Below are 17,987 nucleotides of genomic sequence, written 5' to 3' on the forward strand. Positions count from 1 at the left end.
GTCATCCTGAGCAAAGCGAAGGACCTCCCGACTCTTGGCAGTAACCCCATCAAGGAGATCCCTCAGCATTATTTTGTTTCAAAGTGAAATTTTCCCTCTTTCCAAATCACATTAATCCTATCCCCTGATTGAAATTGACCATTCAACAAGGCTTGAGCTAATGGATTTTCAAGCCGCTGTTGGATAACTCTTTTCAAAGGACGGGCGCCATAAACGGGATCAAAACCTGCTTCAGCAAGATGCATTAATGCGTCATGGTGAACAGCTAATTCGATGTTTTGTTGTGCTAACCGTTGTTGCAAATGGTGAATCTGAATTTCAGCAATGTGACCAATTTGCTCTTTGGATAAAGGATGAAAGACCACAGTGTCATCAATACGATTAATGAATTCCGGGCGGAAATGTTGGCCGACAATTTCCAAAACTGCTGTTTTAATTTGCTCATAGTCCAATTTTGAGGCCATATCTTGAATAAGATGAGAGCCTAAATTCGAAGTCATTACGATGACTGTATTGCGAAAATCGACGGTTCGACCTTGTCCATCTGTTAGTCGCCCATCATCAAGGACTTGCAGCAATACATTAAATACATCGCTATGGGCTTTTTCCACTTCATCCAACAAGATAACAGAGTAAGGACGCCGGCGTATAGCTTCCGTGAGATAGCCGCCTTCTTCGTAGCCCACATAACCAGGGGGGGCGCCAATTAGCCTTGCCACCGAATGTTTTTCCATGAATTCAGACATGTCAATGCGCACCATGGCTTCTTCTGTATCAAAAAGAAAGGCGGCAAGCGCTTTACAAAGTTCTGTTTTACCCACGCCTGTAGGACCCAGAAAGAGAAAGGAACCAATCGGACGATTAGGATCGGATAAACCTGCCCTTGAGCGACGTATCGCATTAGCCACTGCATCCACTGCCTCATTTTGGCCAATCAGTCGTTTATGTAGGGCTTCTTCCATGCGTAAAAGCTTTTCTTTTTCTCCTTCCAACATTTTTGCGACAGGAATACCAGTCCATTTAGAAACCACTTCAGCAATTTCTTCCTCGGTCACTCTGTTGCGGACTAATTTATTTTCTGCTCCCGCTTTTTCAGAAGCGAGCACCTGAGTTAATTGTTTTTCAAGCTCTGGAATCCGACCGTATTGTAATTCGGACATGCGGGTCAAATCGCCAGCACGTCGTGCGGTTTCTAACTCGAGTTTAGCTTGCTCTAACGATTCTTTAATTTGATTGGCACCCTGTAATGTCGCTTTCTCCGCTTTCCAAATCTCCTCTAGATCAGCATAATTTTTTTCGAGTTCATCAATACTCTGTTGTAAGTCGCTCAAGCGCTTTTTGGAGGCTTCATCATGTTCTTTTTTTAATGCTTCGCGTTCAATTTTTAGCTGAATTAAGCGTCGTTCAAGTTTGTCCATGGCTTCTGGTTTGGAATCAATTTCCATGCGAATTTTACTGGCTGCTTCGTCAATTAAATCAATTGCTTTATCAGGTAGCTGTCGGTCGGTGATATAACGCTGTGAGAGTGTGGCAGCAGCAACAAGGGCCGGATCGGTAATTTCCACACCATGATGGACTTCATAACGCTCCTGCAAGCCCCGCAAAATAGCGATGGTGTCTTCCACATTGGGTTCATTCACCAAGACCTTTTGGAAGCGGCGTTCCAAAGCAGCATCTTTCTCAATGTATTGCCGATATTCATCTAAGGTAGTAGCACCGATGCAATGCAATTCCCCACGGGCGAGGGCAGGTTTTAGCATGTTTCCAGCATCCATAGCGCCTTCTGCTTTTCCTGCCCCTACCATGGTATGCAATTCATCAATGAATAAAATAATTTGTCCTTCCTGTTTTGCCAAATCATTAAGTACTGCCTTTAATCGTTCTTCAAATTCACCACGGAATTTGGCCCCGGCAATCAGTGCGCCTAAATCCAACACGAGTAAGCGTTTGTCTTTTAAGCCTTCTGGCACTTCGCCATTTACAATTCGTTGTGCTAATCCTTCGACAATGGCTGTTTTGCCCACACCAGGTTCGCCAATCAGGACCGGGTTATTTTTTGTACGCCGTTGCAATACCTGAATCGTGCGGCGTATTTCATCATCTCTGCCGATGACAGGATCCAATTTTCCTTGTTCCGCACGTTCGGTGAGATCTAAAGTGTATTTTTCTAATGCTTGTCTTTGCTCTTCGGCGTTAGGGTCATTCACAGTCTCTCCACCACGAACTTCATCAATGGCTTTTTCGATTCCTTTTTTATCAGCGCCTGCCTGTTTAAGTAATTTACCAAGACTGTTTTCTTCACTTAACGCAGCTAAGATGAACATTTCGCTGGAAATATAGCTGTCTTTACGTTGTTGCGAGAGCTTATCGGTTAAATTTAAAAGACGGTTCAGTCCATTGGAAATGTGCATATCTCCACCTGTCCCTTCAACCTTAGGGAGTCTATCTAAAGCCTGGTCAAGTAAGTTGCGTAACTGAGATAAATTAACCCCAGCTTTAGTAAGCAATGGTCTGCTGCTGCCTCCTTGTTGATCCAGAAGTGCTTTCATAACATGTTCGGGTTCAATGAATCCATTATCTCGACCCAAAGCAAGGGATTGAGCATCAGCCAGAGCCATTTGGAATTTTGAGGTAAGCTTATCAGTACGCATAAAAGACCTCTCTTAAAGGGTGAATAAATTTAAAATCATTCATTTCTTGTGCCGAAATGCAGGATATTGTTTGAATTAAACGCTATCTGCCGTAAAATATGGGCCTATTTTTTAAAATCAAGTAGTTACCCATGAATAATACGCCTACAGGGGAAAATCCTGACTCACAAGCTTTGTTAAATCAAATTGTTCTCGAGTTTATGCGCGAACAAAAACGAAAAAGGCGATGGCGCTGGTTTATGCGTACAGTCTATTTTTTAATTTTTTTGATCATTGCCTACAGCCTATTTAGCATGTCTGAAGAAGACAAAAGCATAAAAACCAAACCTCATGTGGGTTTAATCGATATTAAAGGGAGTATCTTTGATAGCCAAACTGCAAGCTCTGAGAATTTTGTCAAAGGTTTAGATGACGCTTATAACAGTACTGGTCTTAAGGCGCTGATTTTACGAATCAATAGTCCCGGAGGTAGTCCTGTTCAAGCTGATTATATGTACAACACCATTAAATACTACCGTAATAAATATCCTGATATTAAAGTGTATGCTGTGTGTGCAGACATGTGTGCTTCTGCCGCTTATTATGTTGCGGTTGCAGCGGATGAAATTTATGCGAATCCCTCAAGTATGGTGGGCTCTATAGGTGTCTTGTACAATGGATTTGGTTTTGTAGACACTCTGCAAAAATTGGGTATCTCAAGACGACTCCAAACTTCAGGGAAAAATAAAGGTTTTCTCGATCCGTTCTCTCCCGTTTTGCCTGAGCAAACCAAGATTTTGCAAACAATGTTAGATGACATTCATAATGTCTTTATTAATAAAGTGAAAGAAGGTCGCGGGGATCGCCTAAAAATGGATGATTTAACCTTCTCAGGCCTTTTTTGGACAGGGGATCAGGCTAAAGAGCGAGGCTTAATTGATGGTTTTGCCAGCAGCGGCCAAGTAGCGCGAGACCTTGTTAAGGTTGAAAAAATTATCGACTATACCTACAAGCAAAACGTCTTTGAACGAGTCGCCAAAAATCTGGGTACAGCAATGATGGAGCAACTTCCTATTGCTCTTGGCCTCCAACAAGGAATCAGGTCGGAAAACAGGTTGGGCCTCGGCCCAACCTAAGAATAGGGGATTGCATACCATTTGCCCAATCTACATCACATTCAACTTGGAGATTCTTTAATCTTAGTTTAAGAAAGACGTAATGCTCTCATAATAAACGCATAATGTTCTGTTAATTATCTTTATGTACAATTATTAATCATAAGTAATTAATAATGGTGTACGGCTATGAGATTGACTGACTGGTGGAATGCGTTAATCACTGATTTAGATCGTCTAAAGGTCCTGGTTAAACAAGAAACTTCGAATTCGGAAGCATGGACTGCAGCAATGACCATGGCTACTGAAGGAAGAGAAATCGAGGCTAATTTATTTGCAGCGAGGACTAGAGAAGCAAATATCAAGAAAGCATCCGAAAAATTGGGAGCGGAATACACCAGTAGCGCAACAGAGGCCCCTCAATACCTTCCTAATGTAACGAATCCCGATGAATTATTATTTGCCATGGTTTTTTACCAGCACCTCAATCGCTACGCACAAATCAATGAAGGTAATTCCTTAGTCTTAAATGGGGTGAGGGCAAATGATGCTGTTGTACAGGCTAATATGATTGAATTAAAAAAACGAATTGAAGCTTATTGCAACAACGAAGAAGAAGCCAACAAAGTTAAAGAAACTTTTCCTGGTGTGACTCAACAAGCAGGAGCAAATCTGTTTGAAAAAGTCCAAAATATGCTCTCTGAATTACCGCTTGAGGATAAACTGATTGGCCAATTTGAAGAAGATGCAAAAAAGAAAATTGATGAGTATGATCAAGCCAATGTGGAATATAATCAGTCTAATATTGCCAGTCTTTTTACCGAATTGGATGCTGCACTCAAAAAGAAAGAAAAAATTCTTAGAGAAATTGCCGAATATAAAAAATTCATCGAAGAATTGCCTCATGATGATTCATTGCTCGATCGCTTAAAAGATGATAATGCACACGAATTGGAGCAAACCTTTCCTCGCGTTGCTGGCGAGTTAAGAAGCTTAGATACTCCTGATACTGAACGGAGTGGTGTGACGAAAGTGGCAGTAACTGCGACTCGTGCGGTAATTGGTGCAGCAGAAACGGTTGGCGGATGGACTAATTACCTGATAGGTGGAACAGTAGGCAGAGTCATGCCCCAAGGTATCAATAACTTAGCATCAAGCTTGGTAAGTATGGTAAGTGGTATTAAAGATACGGTAAAACCGTTGTCTAATGTCGCCAAGAAAAAAGAAACCTTAATTGAAAAAGCGCAACAACAAATCAATGATTTAGCTGATGGATTGAATTCTGGAGACGACCCTAAATTTAAAGTGAGTGGGAAAGATTTTGAGAAACTGTCCTCAAAACAAGTTGATGAATTAGCGGATAAAGTTGCGACCATTCGCTACATTGTTCACATTCAAAAATGCTTAGCGCTGTATGAACAAAAACAAGCGACCGGCATTGCGAAGGTAACCCAGATTGGTTTATTTAAACCAATTGTCAATTGGTTATCGACAACCTCATTTCGCCGTCTCATGCATGATAAGATATTGCTGATTAGTGAAGCAGAAAACCTTGAAAAACAATTGGAGTCCATGAAGGAAAAATTCGATAAAGGCGAGGCTTCTTATGGTCATGCTGAACTTACTGATGATCTCCATAATGCTCTAGAAAAAACAGCAAGAAAAGCTGAAAAAATACATTCAAAAAGTATTTATACGATGTTTTCTGCTACGCTTAAAGAAGAAAGTGAAAGAGCTAAAGACGATTTGAAAAAAGTCACTGAGGTGGCTGCACCTCCGAGAACTCCCTCATAGAGTTAGAGATAACCCGGGTTACGGCTATGCCTTCACCCGGCTGCCCACAGCTCAGTGTCCTGGCTGAATCCACGAAATTATCTTTAATTTATCTTTACTGAAATCGCGTTTTTCCCCCTCAATTCATCGCTCAATTTGTGATAAGATAGCCGACATTCTTAATAAAAACTCCTAATAATGCCTATTACTCATCTTCTTCTTGCACTCTTGGTTGTTGTAATTTGGGGTCTTAATTTTCTTTTTGTGAAATTAGCTCTCCACGAGATCTCACCTCTTTTTCTTTGTGTTCTTCGCTTTGTTTTAGCAAGTATACCAGCCATTTTTTTCATTAAATTACCTGCTGTTCCTTTCCGTGTGATCCTTTCCTACGGACTTATTATGTTCGCATTGCAATTTTCCTTTCTTTTCGTAGGAATGCATGTGGGTATGACGCCAGGAATGGGTTCAATCATCATGCAAACCCAGGTGTTTTTCAGCATGTTTTTTGCTGCACTTTTTCTAGGAGAGAAGGCTTCTATTTGGCAGGGTTTTGGTGCACTGATCTCTTTTACAGGGATTGGCATTGTTGCTATGCATTTCGATAAAAATGTTTCCCTGTTAGGGTTTGGATGTATTCTTGCGGCTGCGGCGATTTGGGGTTTTGGTAATCTTATTACCAAAAGAAACCACCACGTTAATATGATAGCGCTTGTAGTCTGGGGGAGCTTCGTTGCTTGGATCCCTTTGCTGCTTCTGTCTTTACTCGTTGAAGGCCCACGAACAATTATGCATACTTTCCAACACTTAACTTGGCAAAGTGTTGGTTCCTTATTCTATATTGTTTATGCGTCAACTTGGGTTGGTTATGGCGTATGGAATTGGTTAGTGAGCCGCTATCCCGTGGGGATGGTAGTGCCTTTTACCTTACTAGTCCCGGTAGTGGGCGTATTGAGCTCGGTATTATTACTCGATGAACCTTTCTATCTTTGGAAGTTGGTAGCAGGTTTATTAGTGATCAGTGGCTTGTTTATCAATTTATTTGGTGCACGCCTTTTTGCACCAAAAGTGCAGCAAGAGGTTTATTAAAGGGATAGTAAGTCCTGAGCGCCCCTAGCCCCCTTTAGGGGTAGGGCAAGAAGGATGAAAAGATGATCTCCGGCTCATTGGCGAATGATCTTGTTTCTATGTTAACGTTTTGTTGCCGGCATCAATGTTTGAAGTAATGACTTAAAAACCTTAGGTGTACCTGCAACAACATCACCCTGTTTTAGGTACTCCTCGCCCCCTTGCATATCGCTGATTAAACCGCCAGCTTCTTTAATGAGTAGGCTGCCGGCTGAAATATCCCAGGGGCGCAAGCCGAATTCCCATAACCCATCAAGCCTGCCGCACGCGACATAAGCAAGATCGAGCGCTGCCGATCCTGTCCTTCTAACGCCAGCGCATTTGCCGATGAGGGCTTCGAAAGTTGGCATATAACGCTTGGCGATCAGCGTATTGCGAAATGGAAATCCTGTACCCAATAAGGCACCATTTAACTGTGTCTGTTTAGAAACTCGAATGCGGCGATCATTGAGTTTTGCTCCACTTCCACGACTTGCGGAGAAGCATTCATGACGAAGAGGGTCATAGACCACTGCATGCTCGATGCGATTCTTAACTTTATGAGCGATAGAAACAGAAAAAAATGGAAAACCATGCAAATAATTGGTTGTGCCGTCTAAGGGATCAATAATCCATACGGATTCCGCCTCATCATTATGAATACCACTTTCTTCGGCAATGATACCGTGGTCAGGATAGGCCTTAAGAATAGAGGTAATGATCGCTTGTTCCGCTTTAACATCCACTTCGCTGAAATATTCTTCACTGCTTTTGGCAGTTATTTTTATTCGATCAATTTGTTCGATGTGACGGATAATAATATCCCCGGCTGAACGGGCGGCAGTAATAGCAATATTGAGTAATGGGTGCATAAGTTTGCTCGTTTTCCACAAAGCCGGCGATCTTACCACATTTTTTTTTGTACAGAGAGGAGTCATTGCTGGTATAGTTGCTATCATTGAATTTACGACCCTTCATTGTAACTGAGCAGCGAGGGCATTTTTTGCACAAAAATGCCCTCGCTGCCTGCGAAAGCCGTCCTTGGTTTTGAACATTTTTGCCTTAAAACTTTGGTTGCATCGGTTGCAATGGGTAAATTACTGCCTAAGGTTGTTTTATGAATTTTGCTTCGATTCGCATCGTTTTAGTGGCAACTTCTCATCCTGGAAACATTGGTTCTGCTGCAAGGGCTATGAAGACCATGGGATTGCGCAAGCTTTATTTAGTATCGCCAAAGTCATTTCCAGATCAAAAAGCCCATGAAATGGCAGCAGGAGCTGATGATGTACTACAAGAAGCAGTAGTGACGACATCCCTCGATGACGCATTGCAGGGTTGCCAATTGGTTTTTGCCACAAGTGCTCGGCCGCGCGGAATCGCTTTACCGGGATTAACTCCGGCAAGTTGCGCTGAACTAATAGCTCAGAAACCAGACAACACAAAAGTAGCGATTGTCTTTGGTCGTGAGCATGCTGGGTTAACCAATGAAGAGTTATTGCGCAGTCATTATCATGTCAATATTCCATCCAACCCAGAATACAGTTCGTTAAATCTTTCACAAGCGGTGCAAATCATTGCTTACGAGCTGCGCATGAAGCTCCTGGCTCCCCTTGCTGAAGTCGAGTTGCACCCTGGTCGTCCAGCGACCGCAGAGGAGATAGAAGGATTTTATGCTCATTTAACTGAAGTAATGACTGCCATTGAGTTTTTAAAACCGACCAATCCAACAAAACGATTACAACAAAGAATTCGGCGTTTATTTAATCGATCGCAATTGGAACACACAGAGGTATCTATTTTACGTGGCATTTTAAGTCAGGTGCAGTATGCATTGAAAAAGACCAATGAGAAATGAGTGGAGATAGGTATGCATAAACTACCCATTTATTTAGACTACATGGCGACAACGCCTGTTGATCCCCGGGTCATAGAGAAAATGATGAAATACTTAGGCCCAGACGGTCAATTTGGTAACCCAGCATCGGTAACGCATGTGTATGGCAAGCATGCGGCTGAAGCGGTAGAGCAGGCACGTGCACAGATTGCTCAAGTGATTCATGCCTCCCCCCGCGAAATTGTTTTTACCTCAGGGGCAACCGAAGCCGATAATTTAGCCATTTTGGGGGCCGCCCGGTTTTATCAGCGCAAAGGGCGTCATGTCATCACCCTGCGAACAGAGCATAAGGCTGTTCTTGATAGTTTTCAGCAACTGGAGCGAGAAGGATTTACGGTAAGTTATCTAAATACTCAACCGGATGGATTATTAAATCTGTCGACGCTGGCTGACGCTTTACGTGAGGACACTATCCTGGTGTCTATTATGCATGCCAACAATGAAATTGGAGTGATCCAGGATATTGCTGCGATAGGTGAGTTATTGCGCGATAAAGGGATTATTTTTCATGTGGATGCGGCGCAAAGTGCCGGTAAGCTTGAAATTGACCTCACTCAATTATCTGTCGATTTGATGTCGTTTTCAGCGCATAAAATCTATGGTCCTAAGGGAGTCGGCGCACTTTATGTTCGTCATAAGCCGAGAATTCGATTGCAACCCCTTTCATTTGGAGGTGGTCATGAAGGTGGATTACGGTCAGGCACATTGGCAACTCATCAAATTGTGGGTATGGGAGAGGCGTTTGCCCTTGCAGAGGAAAGTCGAATAGAAGAACAAGCAAAAATCTTGGGTTTGCGCCAACAACTATGGGATGGCATTAAACATCTGCCTGGCATCCGTTTAAATGGGCATGAACATCAACGTCTCGCAGGTAACCTCAACTTGACTTTTGCAGGCATTGAAGGCGATTCACTGTTATTGGCATTGCGTGAGATAGCCATTTCAACCACTTCAGCTTGCTCGGCAGCGAGCATGCAACCGTCCTATGTGTTGCGTGCTTTAGGTTTAACTGATGAGTTAGCTTATAGTTCAATTCGATTATCAATAGGACGTTTCACAACAGAAGAGCAAGTGAAGAAAGTCATTGCTATAATAATCCATCAAATCAACCGATTGCATAAAATATCGCCACTATGATATATAATGAACTTGTAGAATCCTGCTTTTTTGCCCCCGAACACGTAGGTACAGTGGACTTAACGCAGCATTTGAGCGTTTATCATCGCACTGGAGAAGCAGGCCGTGGGGATGTATGCGATTTTTATTTACAGTGTAACGAAGAGGGAGTTGTACTCAAAGCGCGTTTTAAGGCTTACGGAAACCCTTATTTAGTTGCTGCAGCAGAATGGCTCTGTCGTCAATTGGAAGGAAGCCAAATCCATACGCATCCTCAGTGGACTCATGGTGTGCTCGTTGAAAAATTGGCTATACCGAAAATCCGCTATTCGGTTGGATTGCAAGTCGAAGATGGCTATCAGGAACTAATCCAAAAAATGAAAGCAAAGTTAAAGGGGAAAACTAATGAGTGAAGTGATGCATCATACTAGTGACACAGGATTTGGTGTTAGTTTGAGCGAAACAGCGATTCGTCATGTTGTCGCTTATCTTGAGAAACAAAAAGGTAGCAAGGGTGTGCGATTTTCAGTTAAGAAAACCGGATGTTCAGGAATGTCTTACGTTGTCGATTATGTGGTTGCACCAAAAGACAATGACATTGTGCAGGAATTGACGGGTGATTATCAACTGTATATTGACAAAGCCAGTTACCCTTATCTTAAGGGAGTTAGGGTGGATTATGTCAAGCAAGGTCTAAATCATAAGTTCGTTTTTGAAAACCCAAATCAAACAGGACAATGCGGTTGCGGCGAGAGCTTTACTGTTGAGTAAGCCCGGATTTACAAAGATGAGAAGCAATCAAGATCAGTGCTGCTTTGGTTGCTTCTTAATGCTCGCTCGATTTATCAACTGATCGGCATCCTCTCTATGTGAGTTGGATCAAAGCCAACTTTTTTATTATTTGATCGATTTGTTAAAAACTAACTCTTTTATAAAGGTACCCGCTGAACAAAATCCCCTGAGTTAATCGCAATGGCACTTTTGTGTTTTTTTAATCAATTCAGAACTATTTTTTTATAAATTGAATTAAATTGTTTCAGATCGCGCAAAATTACTTGAAAAAAAGATTATTTTTCCTTAAGCTTTCCTTAATAAATGAATATCATTAAAACAATGTTTACATACTTTGCTACATTTGTTAGCATATAGGCCACGATGTTCATTTATGAAGTTAAATAACTATTTTTTTGATTGTTGGAGAGGATAATGAGTGCAGCAGTTATGCAGCGAGTTGAGAATCACAGTGAGGGGTTAAACCAGCAAGTTATTGCTGCTGTGAAAGGATATCTAAACGCAGTTGGCAATAAAGAAGCTAATTTAAACCTTTATCAATTGATTGTAGAAGAAGTTGAAGCTCCTCTATTTCGTACAGTGATGGAGTTAACTCGGTATAATCAATCTAAGGCAGCTCGTGTTCTTGGTGTAAGCCGTGGTACGTTACGCACTAAGTTGAAGCGCTATTTCGATGATGAGTTCATTGGTACTCGCGGGTAGTTTCTGAATTACTGGCCTTTCACTAGGCACTCTGCTAGTATTAGTAACAGAGTCGGTCAGGCAATCGCTCTTTGTGTACCACGAAGGGAGGAAAGTCCGGGCTCCATAGGGCAGAGTGCCAGGTAACGCCTGGGAGGTGTGAGCCTACGGAAAGTGCCACAGAAAATATACCGCCTGTTCATTTAGCAGGTAAGGGTGAAATGGTGCGGTAAGAGCGCACCGCGCGATTGGTAACAGTCGTGGCAGGGAAAACCCCACTCGGAGCAAGACCAAATAGGAATCCTACTTACCTTTGGTAAGAGCGTACGGCCCGTACGGGATTCGGGTAGGTTGCTTGAGGCATGTGGTGACGCATGTCCCAGATGAATGATTGTCCGCGACAGAACCCGGCTTATCGACCGACTTATTTTTATCTCAATAGGCATGCTCATTAACGCGAACTTAGGCCGCCTGCCCCTAATTCATTCGGTAACGTAAACGTTCACGTATAAATCAGCAGGGTAAACGCGTCTCATAGGACTATATAAAACCAAAAAGTCTAAGTTCCGCTCGTTATGCCTGAAAAGTACTCACAAATTTAGACAGGAGAATGCGTTTACCCCTGTATAAATCAATCCTTCTCTTGATTCTAATCTTAACTCGACTTACTATCGCGCATTTAGGAATGCGAAGAGTATTGACTATGATGTTATGTATCGATGTGGGGAATTCTCATATTTACGGGGGTGTTTTTGCTGGAGAAGAAATTCGTCTTCGCTTTCGTCATACATCAAAAATCAGTACTTCTGATGAGTTAGGTATTTTTCTTAAATCCGTGTTACGTGAAAATCAATGCTCTCCGGAGGCAATTAACCAAATTGCTATTTGCTCAGTGGTTCCACAAATTGATTATTCTTTGCGTGCTGCCTGCTTAAAATATTTTTCAGTAGAGCCTTTTTTCCTTCAATCGGGAGTGAAAACAGGCCTAAACATTAAATATCGCAATCCTATTGAAGTAGGGGCCGACCGTATCGCCAATGCAATTGCGGCCACTTCGCTATTTCCTGGGAAAAACATCATCGTCATTGATTTTGGCACTGCAACTACTTTCTGTGTCATCACCGCCCAAAAAGGGTATTTAGGGGGATCGATTTTACCTGGTGTACGTTTGGCGGTGGATGCACTGGCTTTGAAAACTGCAAAATTGCCCGCTGTGGAAATAATTAAGCCTGAGCAAGTAGTCGGGCGCTCCACGATAGAAAGCATCCAAGCCGGTGTGTACTATGGTGCTTTGGGCGCTTGTCGAGAATTAATTCATCGTATTAAAGAAGAGATTTTCTCAAAGCAAGAAGTTCTAGTGCTTGCAACCGGAGGATTTGCTTCTTTATTTGATAAACAAGGTATTTACGATCACCTCATTCCAGATTTAGTGTTACAAGGGGTTCGTTTAGCGGCAGAGTTAAATTGCTAGCGCTTTCTGAGAAGAATACTTCTCAAGTTGAAAAATACAAAAGTAGTTTATTGAGGTAAATCAGTTGTCCTTCTGTTTTTATTCAGAACAAATTTATTCATCAGATTGAAACTTTTGCGATAACTCACTTTTCTCCTAACTCCTATGTCTCGCGGACAAGGCGTGAGGCGTAGAAAAAAGAATGAACAATTCGAAATAGTTGCGAATGTCCTCGTAGGCTGGTTTTTTGTCTGCTGTTTTCAAAGATTATTAAATTCTCATTATGAAAATATTTAACTCATATTTTGGAAAAATAAACCACTTTGCATGGATTTTTTTTTAAAATCGTCGTTAAAGGGTTGACGCTTGGGAAATTGTGTTTCTATAGTGTATAAAAGTGGTTTAAAATAACAAAAAAGTGGAGAATTGTGGGGAGGGTGAGATGTCGGCGGATTGTTTAATAAAATTTCAGCTGGCATCTCAGTCACCTGCATAAATTGAAAATCATGTTTCGCGGAATTAATGCCATTACCATCGACGGAAAAGGCCGACTTGCTGTGCCAACCCGTTATCGAGATGCCTTGACTGCACAAGACAAGGCCTCTTTGGTAGTGACTATTGATACAGAAGAAACCTGTTTGCTGCTTTATCCAGCAGAGGAATGGCAAATCATTGAGGATAAATTACAAAGTTTGCCAAGCTTTAATGCAGCAGCACGGCGCATTCAACGCTTGTTGATTGGGCATGCGACGGATGTGGAATTAGACAATAGTGGGCGTATCCTGCTGCCACAACTACTCAGGGATTATGCACATCTCGATAAAAAAGTAGTGATGATTGGTCAGGGTAATAAATTTGAAGTATGGGATGAATGCTTGTGGCAAACCAGGCGTGAGCATTGGTTAGCTGAAGAAGCCTCTAGAGAAGATGGATTGCCTGATGAAATGAAAACCTTTTCTTTGTAACGGAAGTAATTATGACAACGCATCAATCAGTATTGTTGCAAGAAGCAATTGATGGCTTGGCCATTAAGCCAGAAGGCGTCTATATCGATGGAACGTTCGGGCGTGGTGGGCATAGTAAGGTTATTTTGCAGCGACTATCGGCATCCGGACGATTGCTTGCGATTGATAAAGACCCTGAAGCAATTGCCTACGCTAAACAGCATTTTGCCGATGACCCGAGGTTTCAAATTATTCATGGTTCGTTTGCTACGCTTGCGGAACTTGCTAAAGCAGAACAGATCTACGGCTGTATTGACGGTGTTTTGTTAGATCTCGGTGTTTCATCACCGCAATTGGACAATCCCAACCGAGGCTTCAGCTTTATGCAGAAAGGTCCTTTAGATATGCGTATGAATTTGCAGCAAGAATTGGATGCTGCGCGCTTCATCAATCATGCAGAGGCCGAAGAAATGGCGACTGTCTTCAGAGAATACGGGGAAGAGCGTTTTGCGGGTCGTATAGCGCGGGCAATTGTTGCTGCGCGAGAACAAACACCCATTAAGACAACCGATCAGTTAGCTGAAATTGTTAAGCAGGCAAATCCAAAGTGGGAAAAGCACAAACACCCTGCAACCCGTGTATTTCAAGCAATACGTATTCACATCAATCAGGAGCTCAGTGATTTGGTGACTTGTCTGAATAGTGCCATGGATGCGTTAGCGGTGGGGGGGCGCCTGGTGGTTATTAGTTTCCATTCCTTGGAGGACCGTATTGTGAAGCAATTCATGCGTGATAAAGAGTATGGGCATCGTCCCCCACCCGGTGTTCCTCTACGCAATGTGGAAATGTCGACCAATTTTAAAAGAGTAGGTAAGGCTATAAAAGCGTCTGATAACGAAATAAGGCAGAACGTTAGAGCCCGTAGCGCAGTTTTACGTATAGGAGAAAAAATAGCATGAATGCTGCGGCCAGAGCGATCAATCAAAGCAATTTTTTTACTGGACAATTATCCGATATGCGGTTTTCAAAACAGCTTTGTTTTTTACTGACTCTATTGTTAGCGGTTCTAGTCACTGCATTGGCGATTGTTTATACTACCAACGAGCATCGTATCTATTTCAGCCAATTACAGAGCTTGGAACAGGAAGCTAATCAATTACAATTACAGTGGGGGCAATTATTGTTGGAACAAGCCAGCCTTGCAACGCCTGCCCGAGTTGAACAATTGGCCGTGGAGAAGTTGCAAATGAGATTACCCATGGATAAAGAAATTTTTATATTACGAACAGAATGAAAAATAATGGCCACCAGGCACGATTAATCGTCGTATCTTGTTTTTTCCTCTTGGTATTAGGCGCTCTTTTATGGAGGATGCTGGATTTAACGGTTCTGCATCGTCAATTTTTACAAGGACAAGGAGATGCGCGCAGTTTGCGTGTAATCGACATACCGGCGCATCGGGGCATGATTACTGACCGTCAAGGAATACCACTTGCGGTAAGTACTCCAGTACAGTCTGTATGGATAAATCCTAAAACCTTTAATCCCACTCTCAGGCAGCTGACTGAATTATGTCGTCTATTGAACATTTCTCCTAGGCATCTGCGCAGCAGTGTGGGGCAAGCCCGTAATCGAGAGTTTCTCTATTTACAACGCCAGTTGCCCCCACCACTAACCAAAAAAATTGAAGAACTTAATATCCCAGGGGTCAACTTTCAGCAAGAATTTAAGCGATACTATCCTGAGGGGGAAAGTATGGCTCAATTACTGGGTTTTACCAATATTGATGATATCGGAATCGAAGGTCTAGAACTCGCCTATCAAGATTGGCTAATGGGAACCAATGGCAAAAAAAGGGTTGTCAAAGATCGGATGGGCGAAATTATTGAAGAGCTTGGGATTATTAAGCTGCCTCGTCCCGGTCAGGATTTGGTATTAAGCATCGACCGGCGTATCCAGTATTTGGCTTACCACGAATTGCAAAATACAATGGAAAAATTTGCAGCAAAATCGGGTTCAGTAGTGGTGGTCGATACTCGCAATGGAGAAATTTTAGCGGCGGCAAACGCACCCTCTTTTAATCCCAACGCGCGTGGTCGCTATACTTTAGACAGTTATCGCAATAGGGCTTTGACGGATACTTTTGAGCCTGGGTCTGTAATCAAGGCATTTAGTATAGCAAGCGCTTTAGGAAGTGGACTCTTTAAGCCAGATACTATCATTGATACACGGCCAAGTTGGATGATTGTCCATGGTCATACCATTCGTGACATTCATAATTATGGTGTTCTGGATGTTACTGGCGTGCTTCAACATTCGAGTAACGTGGGTGTAGCAAAAATGGTCTTAGCCAGCCCACCGGAGCAATTAATTGGTTTATTACAGCGCGTTGGTTTTGGACAGCGCACGGAGAGTGGTTACCCCGGAGAAAGTGATGGCAGTATTGTCAATGTTAAAGATGCAAATCCTTTTGTATTGGGTACCGTGAGCTTTGGTTATGGCATGTCAGTGACTGCGCTACAATTAGCCAAAGCATATCTTATTTTTGCAAACGAAGGTCGGTTAAAACCCGTTACCTTATTGCATAATGAAAATGAAGTAGTAGGGGAGCAGGTTTTAGATAAAAAAACGGCAAAACAGGTTCTTGCGATGTTGGAAGCAGTGCTAGGTAACGGGGGAACGGGGCGCTCAGCAAGAGTTCCAGGATATCGTGTGGCAGGAAAAACGGGAACTGCTCAAATCGCTGGCAAAAATGGCTATGAGAAACATCGCCATATTGCAAGCTTTGTGGGTATCGCCCCTGTTTCAAATCCTCGCTTCGTTGTCGCTGTCGTGATTCACGAGCCTACTAAAAACGGTTATTACGCAGCCTCCGTTGCCGCCCCTCTTTTTGCGCAAGTCATGTCGGGAACGCTGCGTATTCTTGATGTTCCACCTGACCAAACGACTACATGAGGTGATAATGAAATTTGCTGAGCTGATGCAACCGTGGATTAAAGGGGCTATTCCTGAATGCGAAATTTTAGGTTTGCACAACGATAGCCGGCAAATTAAGCCAGGATTTTTATTTTTCGCTTACCCCGGTCTGGCAACGGATGGACGCCTCTTTATCCAGCAAGCAATCAATGCTGGAGCAGCTGCATTGGTTTATGATCCCGAAAATTGGTCTTCTGTTAGCCAAATCCCAGCACATTTTCCAGCCGTACCTGTACCGAGGTTAGGAACCCAGCTAGGTGCCATCGCGAGTCGGTTTTATGGGGAGCCAACAAAAAAACTTGCTGTCACAGGCGTGACAGGAACTAACGGCAAAACAACGATTGCTTTTCAACTGGCACAAGCACATAACTTATTAGGTGAGCATGCCGCTTATATTGGCACGATAGGGCAGGGCGAAGTTTCGGCCTTGCAACCTTTAATTAACACCACACCCGATGCGCTTTGTTTACAAGAGCTTATGCATTACTATGAGCAAAAGGCAATAAAACACGTTTGCATGGAAGTTTCTTCACATGCTTTGTCTCAAGGACGTGTCGATAGTATTGAATTTCAACAAGCCATTTTTACTAATCTAAGCCATGAGCATTTAGATTATCACCTCAACATGCAAGCTTATGCTGAAGCAAAAGCGATGTTATTCGCGAAACCTAATCTTCAATGGGCAATAATTAATAAAGACGATAGCTACAGTTCGTTAATGCGCAAGCAGTGTAAGGCCAAGCAAATCATGAGCTATGGTGTGCGAGAGGACGCTGAAGTAAAAGCACTGCGTTGGAATGTTAATCTCAAAGGAACAGAGCTTGAATTAGTGTCGCCATGGGGCCATCAGGAATTGGTGATTAACGCTTTGGGATTTTTTAATATTTATAATGCATTAGCTGTCTTCACCAGTTTATTAGCTTATGGTTATCCTGTGGAAAAAGTAGTTGAGGTCATGACAAAATTACAAGCGGCTCCCGGGCGAATGGAAATTGTAACTCGAGAACCTTACACTATTGTTGATTACGCGCATTCTCCCGATGCATTGGAAAATGTATTGGCTACCTTGCAGAATGTTAAAAAAGGTCGAATCATAGTGGTATTCGGCTGCGGTGGTGATCGCGATAAAACAAAACGTCCAATGATGGGTAAAATCGCCAGCCAGTATGCCGATATTACAATCATTACGAGCGATAATCCACGTACCGAAGATCCCCTCGCCATTATCGAGGCAATAGAGTCCGGTATTTCAAACAAAGTGAATCTTTATAAAATTCCCGATCGTGAGCAAGCCATTGCCAAAGCAATGAGCTTGGCGAATAAGGATGATATTATTCTAGTAGCAGGGAAAGGGCATGAGAATTATCAGCAAATTGGTAACGTTCGTCATGCTTTTTCTGATCAGGTCGTTATTCGACGATTGAGTGAACAACCTGCGTAAATAGTTTATTTTTTTGTTCAGCAATATTATCATTTGAGCAGTACAGTCTATTATTCCCGACTTCATTAAAG

At 42.6% G+C, this 17,987-nt stretch carries 16 protein-coding genes and 1 other RNA gene; 15 read left to right on the top strand and 2 right to left on the bottom strand.

Features of this window, described 5'->3' with window-relative positions:
• Positions 1–68: 68 nt before the first annotated feature.
• Positions 69–2,651: an ATP-dependent chaperone ClpB gene (clpB, locus tag B5D33_RS01200; protein WP_058452486.1), complete on the bottom strand. Its 2,583-nt coding sequence runs from the start codon at positions 2,649–2,651 to the stop codon at positions 69–71.
• 131 nt (positions 2,652–2,782) lie between these two features.
• Between clpB and B5D33_RS01205 the strand changes: the two genes are divergently transcribed.
• The 3 genes from B5D33_RS01205 (at position 2,783) to B5D33_RS01215 (ending at position 6,604) form a co-directional block, all read left to right on the top strand.
• Entirely contained in the window at positions 2,783–3,766 is a 984-nt protein-coding gene (locus B5D33_RS01205) for a S49 family peptidase (protein ID WP_058452487.1), read from the top strand.
• A 168-nt stretch (positions 3,767–3,934) separates the two neighbouring features.
• On the top strand, positions 3,935–5,539 hold the full coding sequence (locus tag B5D33_RS01210; protein WP_058452488.1) for a hypothetical protein: 1,605 nt from the start codon (positions 3,935–3,937) through the stop codon (positions 5,537–5,539).
• Between the two features lie 177 nt (positions 5,540–5,716).
• Positions 5,717–6,604, top strand: coding sequence for an EamA family transporter (locus B5D33_RS01215; protein WP_058452489.1), 888 nt, complete (start codon positions 5,717–5,719; stop codon positions 6,602–6,604).
• 101 nt (positions 6,605–6,705) lie between these two features.
• Here the strand turns inward: B5D33_RS01215 and B5D33_RS01220 are convergent, their stop codons facing one another.
• The gene (locus tag B5D33_RS01220) at positions 6,706–7,494 is read right to left on the bottom strand and encodes an inositol monophosphatase family protein (RefSeq protein WP_058452575.1); all 789 of its coding nucleotides are present in this window, start codon (positions 7,492–7,494) and stop codon (positions 6,706–6,708) included.
• 245 nt (positions 7,495–7,739) lie between these two features.
• Between B5D33_RS01220 and B5D33_RS01225 the strand changes: the two genes are divergently transcribed.
• The 12 genes from B5D33_RS01225 (at position 7,740) to B5D33_RS01285 (ending at position 17,916) form a co-directional block, all read left to right on the top strand.
• On the top strand, positions 7,740–8,477 hold the full coding sequence (locus B5D33_RS01225) for an RNA methyltransferase (RefSeq protein WP_058452490.1): 738 nt from the start codon (positions 7,740–7,742) through the stop codon (positions 8,475–8,477).
• Positions 8,478–8,489: 12 nt separating this feature from the next.
• A complete protein-coding gene (locus tag B5D33_RS01230; protein WP_058452576.1) occupies positions 8,490–9,653 on the top strand; it encodes an IscS subfamily cysteine desulfurase in 1,164 nt (387 codons plus the stop codon).
• Positions 9,650–10,045 (top strand): iron-sulfur cluster assembly scaffold protein, encoded by a 396-nt coding sequence (locus B5D33_RS01235; RefSeq protein WP_058452491.1) that lies wholly within the window; start codon positions 9,650–9,652, stop codon positions 10,043–10,045. Before B5D33_RS01230 ends, B5D33_RS01235 begins: the two co-directional genes overlap by 4 nt.
• Entirely contained in the window at positions 10,038–10,403 is a 366-nt protein-coding gene (locus B5D33_RS01240) for a HesB/IscA family protein (protein ID WP_058452492.1), read from the top strand. Before B5D33_RS01235 ends, B5D33_RS01240 begins: the two co-directional genes overlap by 8 nt.
• A gap of 435 nt (positions 10,404–10,838) precedes the next feature.
• On the top strand, positions 10,839–11,126 hold the full coding sequence (locus B5D33_RS01245; protein ID WP_058452493.1) for a helix-turn-helix domain-containing protein: 288 nt from the start codon (positions 10,839–10,841) through the stop codon (positions 11,124–11,126).
• A gap of 48 nt (positions 11,127–11,174) precedes the next feature.
• Positions 11,175–11,536: RNase P RNA component class A (gene rnpB, locus B5D33_RS01250), an RNA gene on the top strand.
• Between the two features lie 272 nt (positions 11,537–11,808).
• Entirely contained in the window at positions 11,809–12,576 is a 768-nt protein-coding gene (locus B5D33_RS01255; RefSeq protein ID WP_058452494.1) for a type III pantothenate kinase, read from the top strand.
• Between the two features lie 485 nt (positions 12,577–13,061).
• Complete coding sequence (gene mraZ / locus B5D33_RS01265) at positions 13,062–13,520, top strand: division/cell wall cluster transcriptional repressor MraZ (RefSeq protein ID WP_058452496.1); 459 nt, start codon at positions 13,062–13,064, stop codon at positions 13,518–13,520.
• An 11-nt stretch (positions 13,521–13,531) separates the two neighbouring features.
• The gene (rsmH, locus tag B5D33_RS01270; RefSeq protein ID WP_058452497.1) at positions 13,532–14,458 is read left to right on the top strand and encodes a 16S rRNA (cytosine(1402)-N(4))-methyltransferase RsmH; all 927 of its coding nucleotides are present in this window, start codon (positions 13,532–13,534) and stop codon (positions 14,456–14,458) included.
• Complete coding sequence (gene ftsL / locus B5D33_RS01275) at positions 14,455–14,793, top strand: cell division protein FtsL (protein ID WP_058452498.1); 339 nt, start codon at positions 14,455–14,457, stop codon at positions 14,791–14,793. The genes rsmH and ftsL overlap by 4 nt, the downstream gene beginning before the upstream one ends.
• Positions 14,790–16,454, top strand: a complete 1,665-nt coding sequence (locus tag B5D33_RS01280; RefSeq protein ID WP_058452499.1) for a peptidoglycan D,D-transpeptidase FtsI family protein — start codon at positions 14,790–14,792, stop codon at positions 16,452–16,454. The genes ftsL and B5D33_RS01280 overlap by 4 nt, the downstream gene beginning before the upstream one ends.
• A gap of 7 nt (positions 16,455–16,461) precedes the next feature.
• Positions 16,462–17,916: a UDP-N-acetylmuramoyl-L-alanyl-D-glutamate--2,6-diaminopimelate ligase gene (locus tag B5D33_RS01285; protein ID WP_058452500.1), complete on the top strand. Its 1,455-nt coding sequence runs from the start codon at positions 16,462–16,464 to the stop codon at positions 17,914–17,916.
• The last annotated feature ends 71 nt before the right edge of the window (positions 17,917–17,987 follow it).

The organism is Legionella maceachernii (genome assembly GCF_900167045.1).
GTDB lineage: Bacteria > Pseudomonadota > Gammaproteobacteria > Legionellales > Legionellaceae > Tatlockia > Tatlockia maceachernii.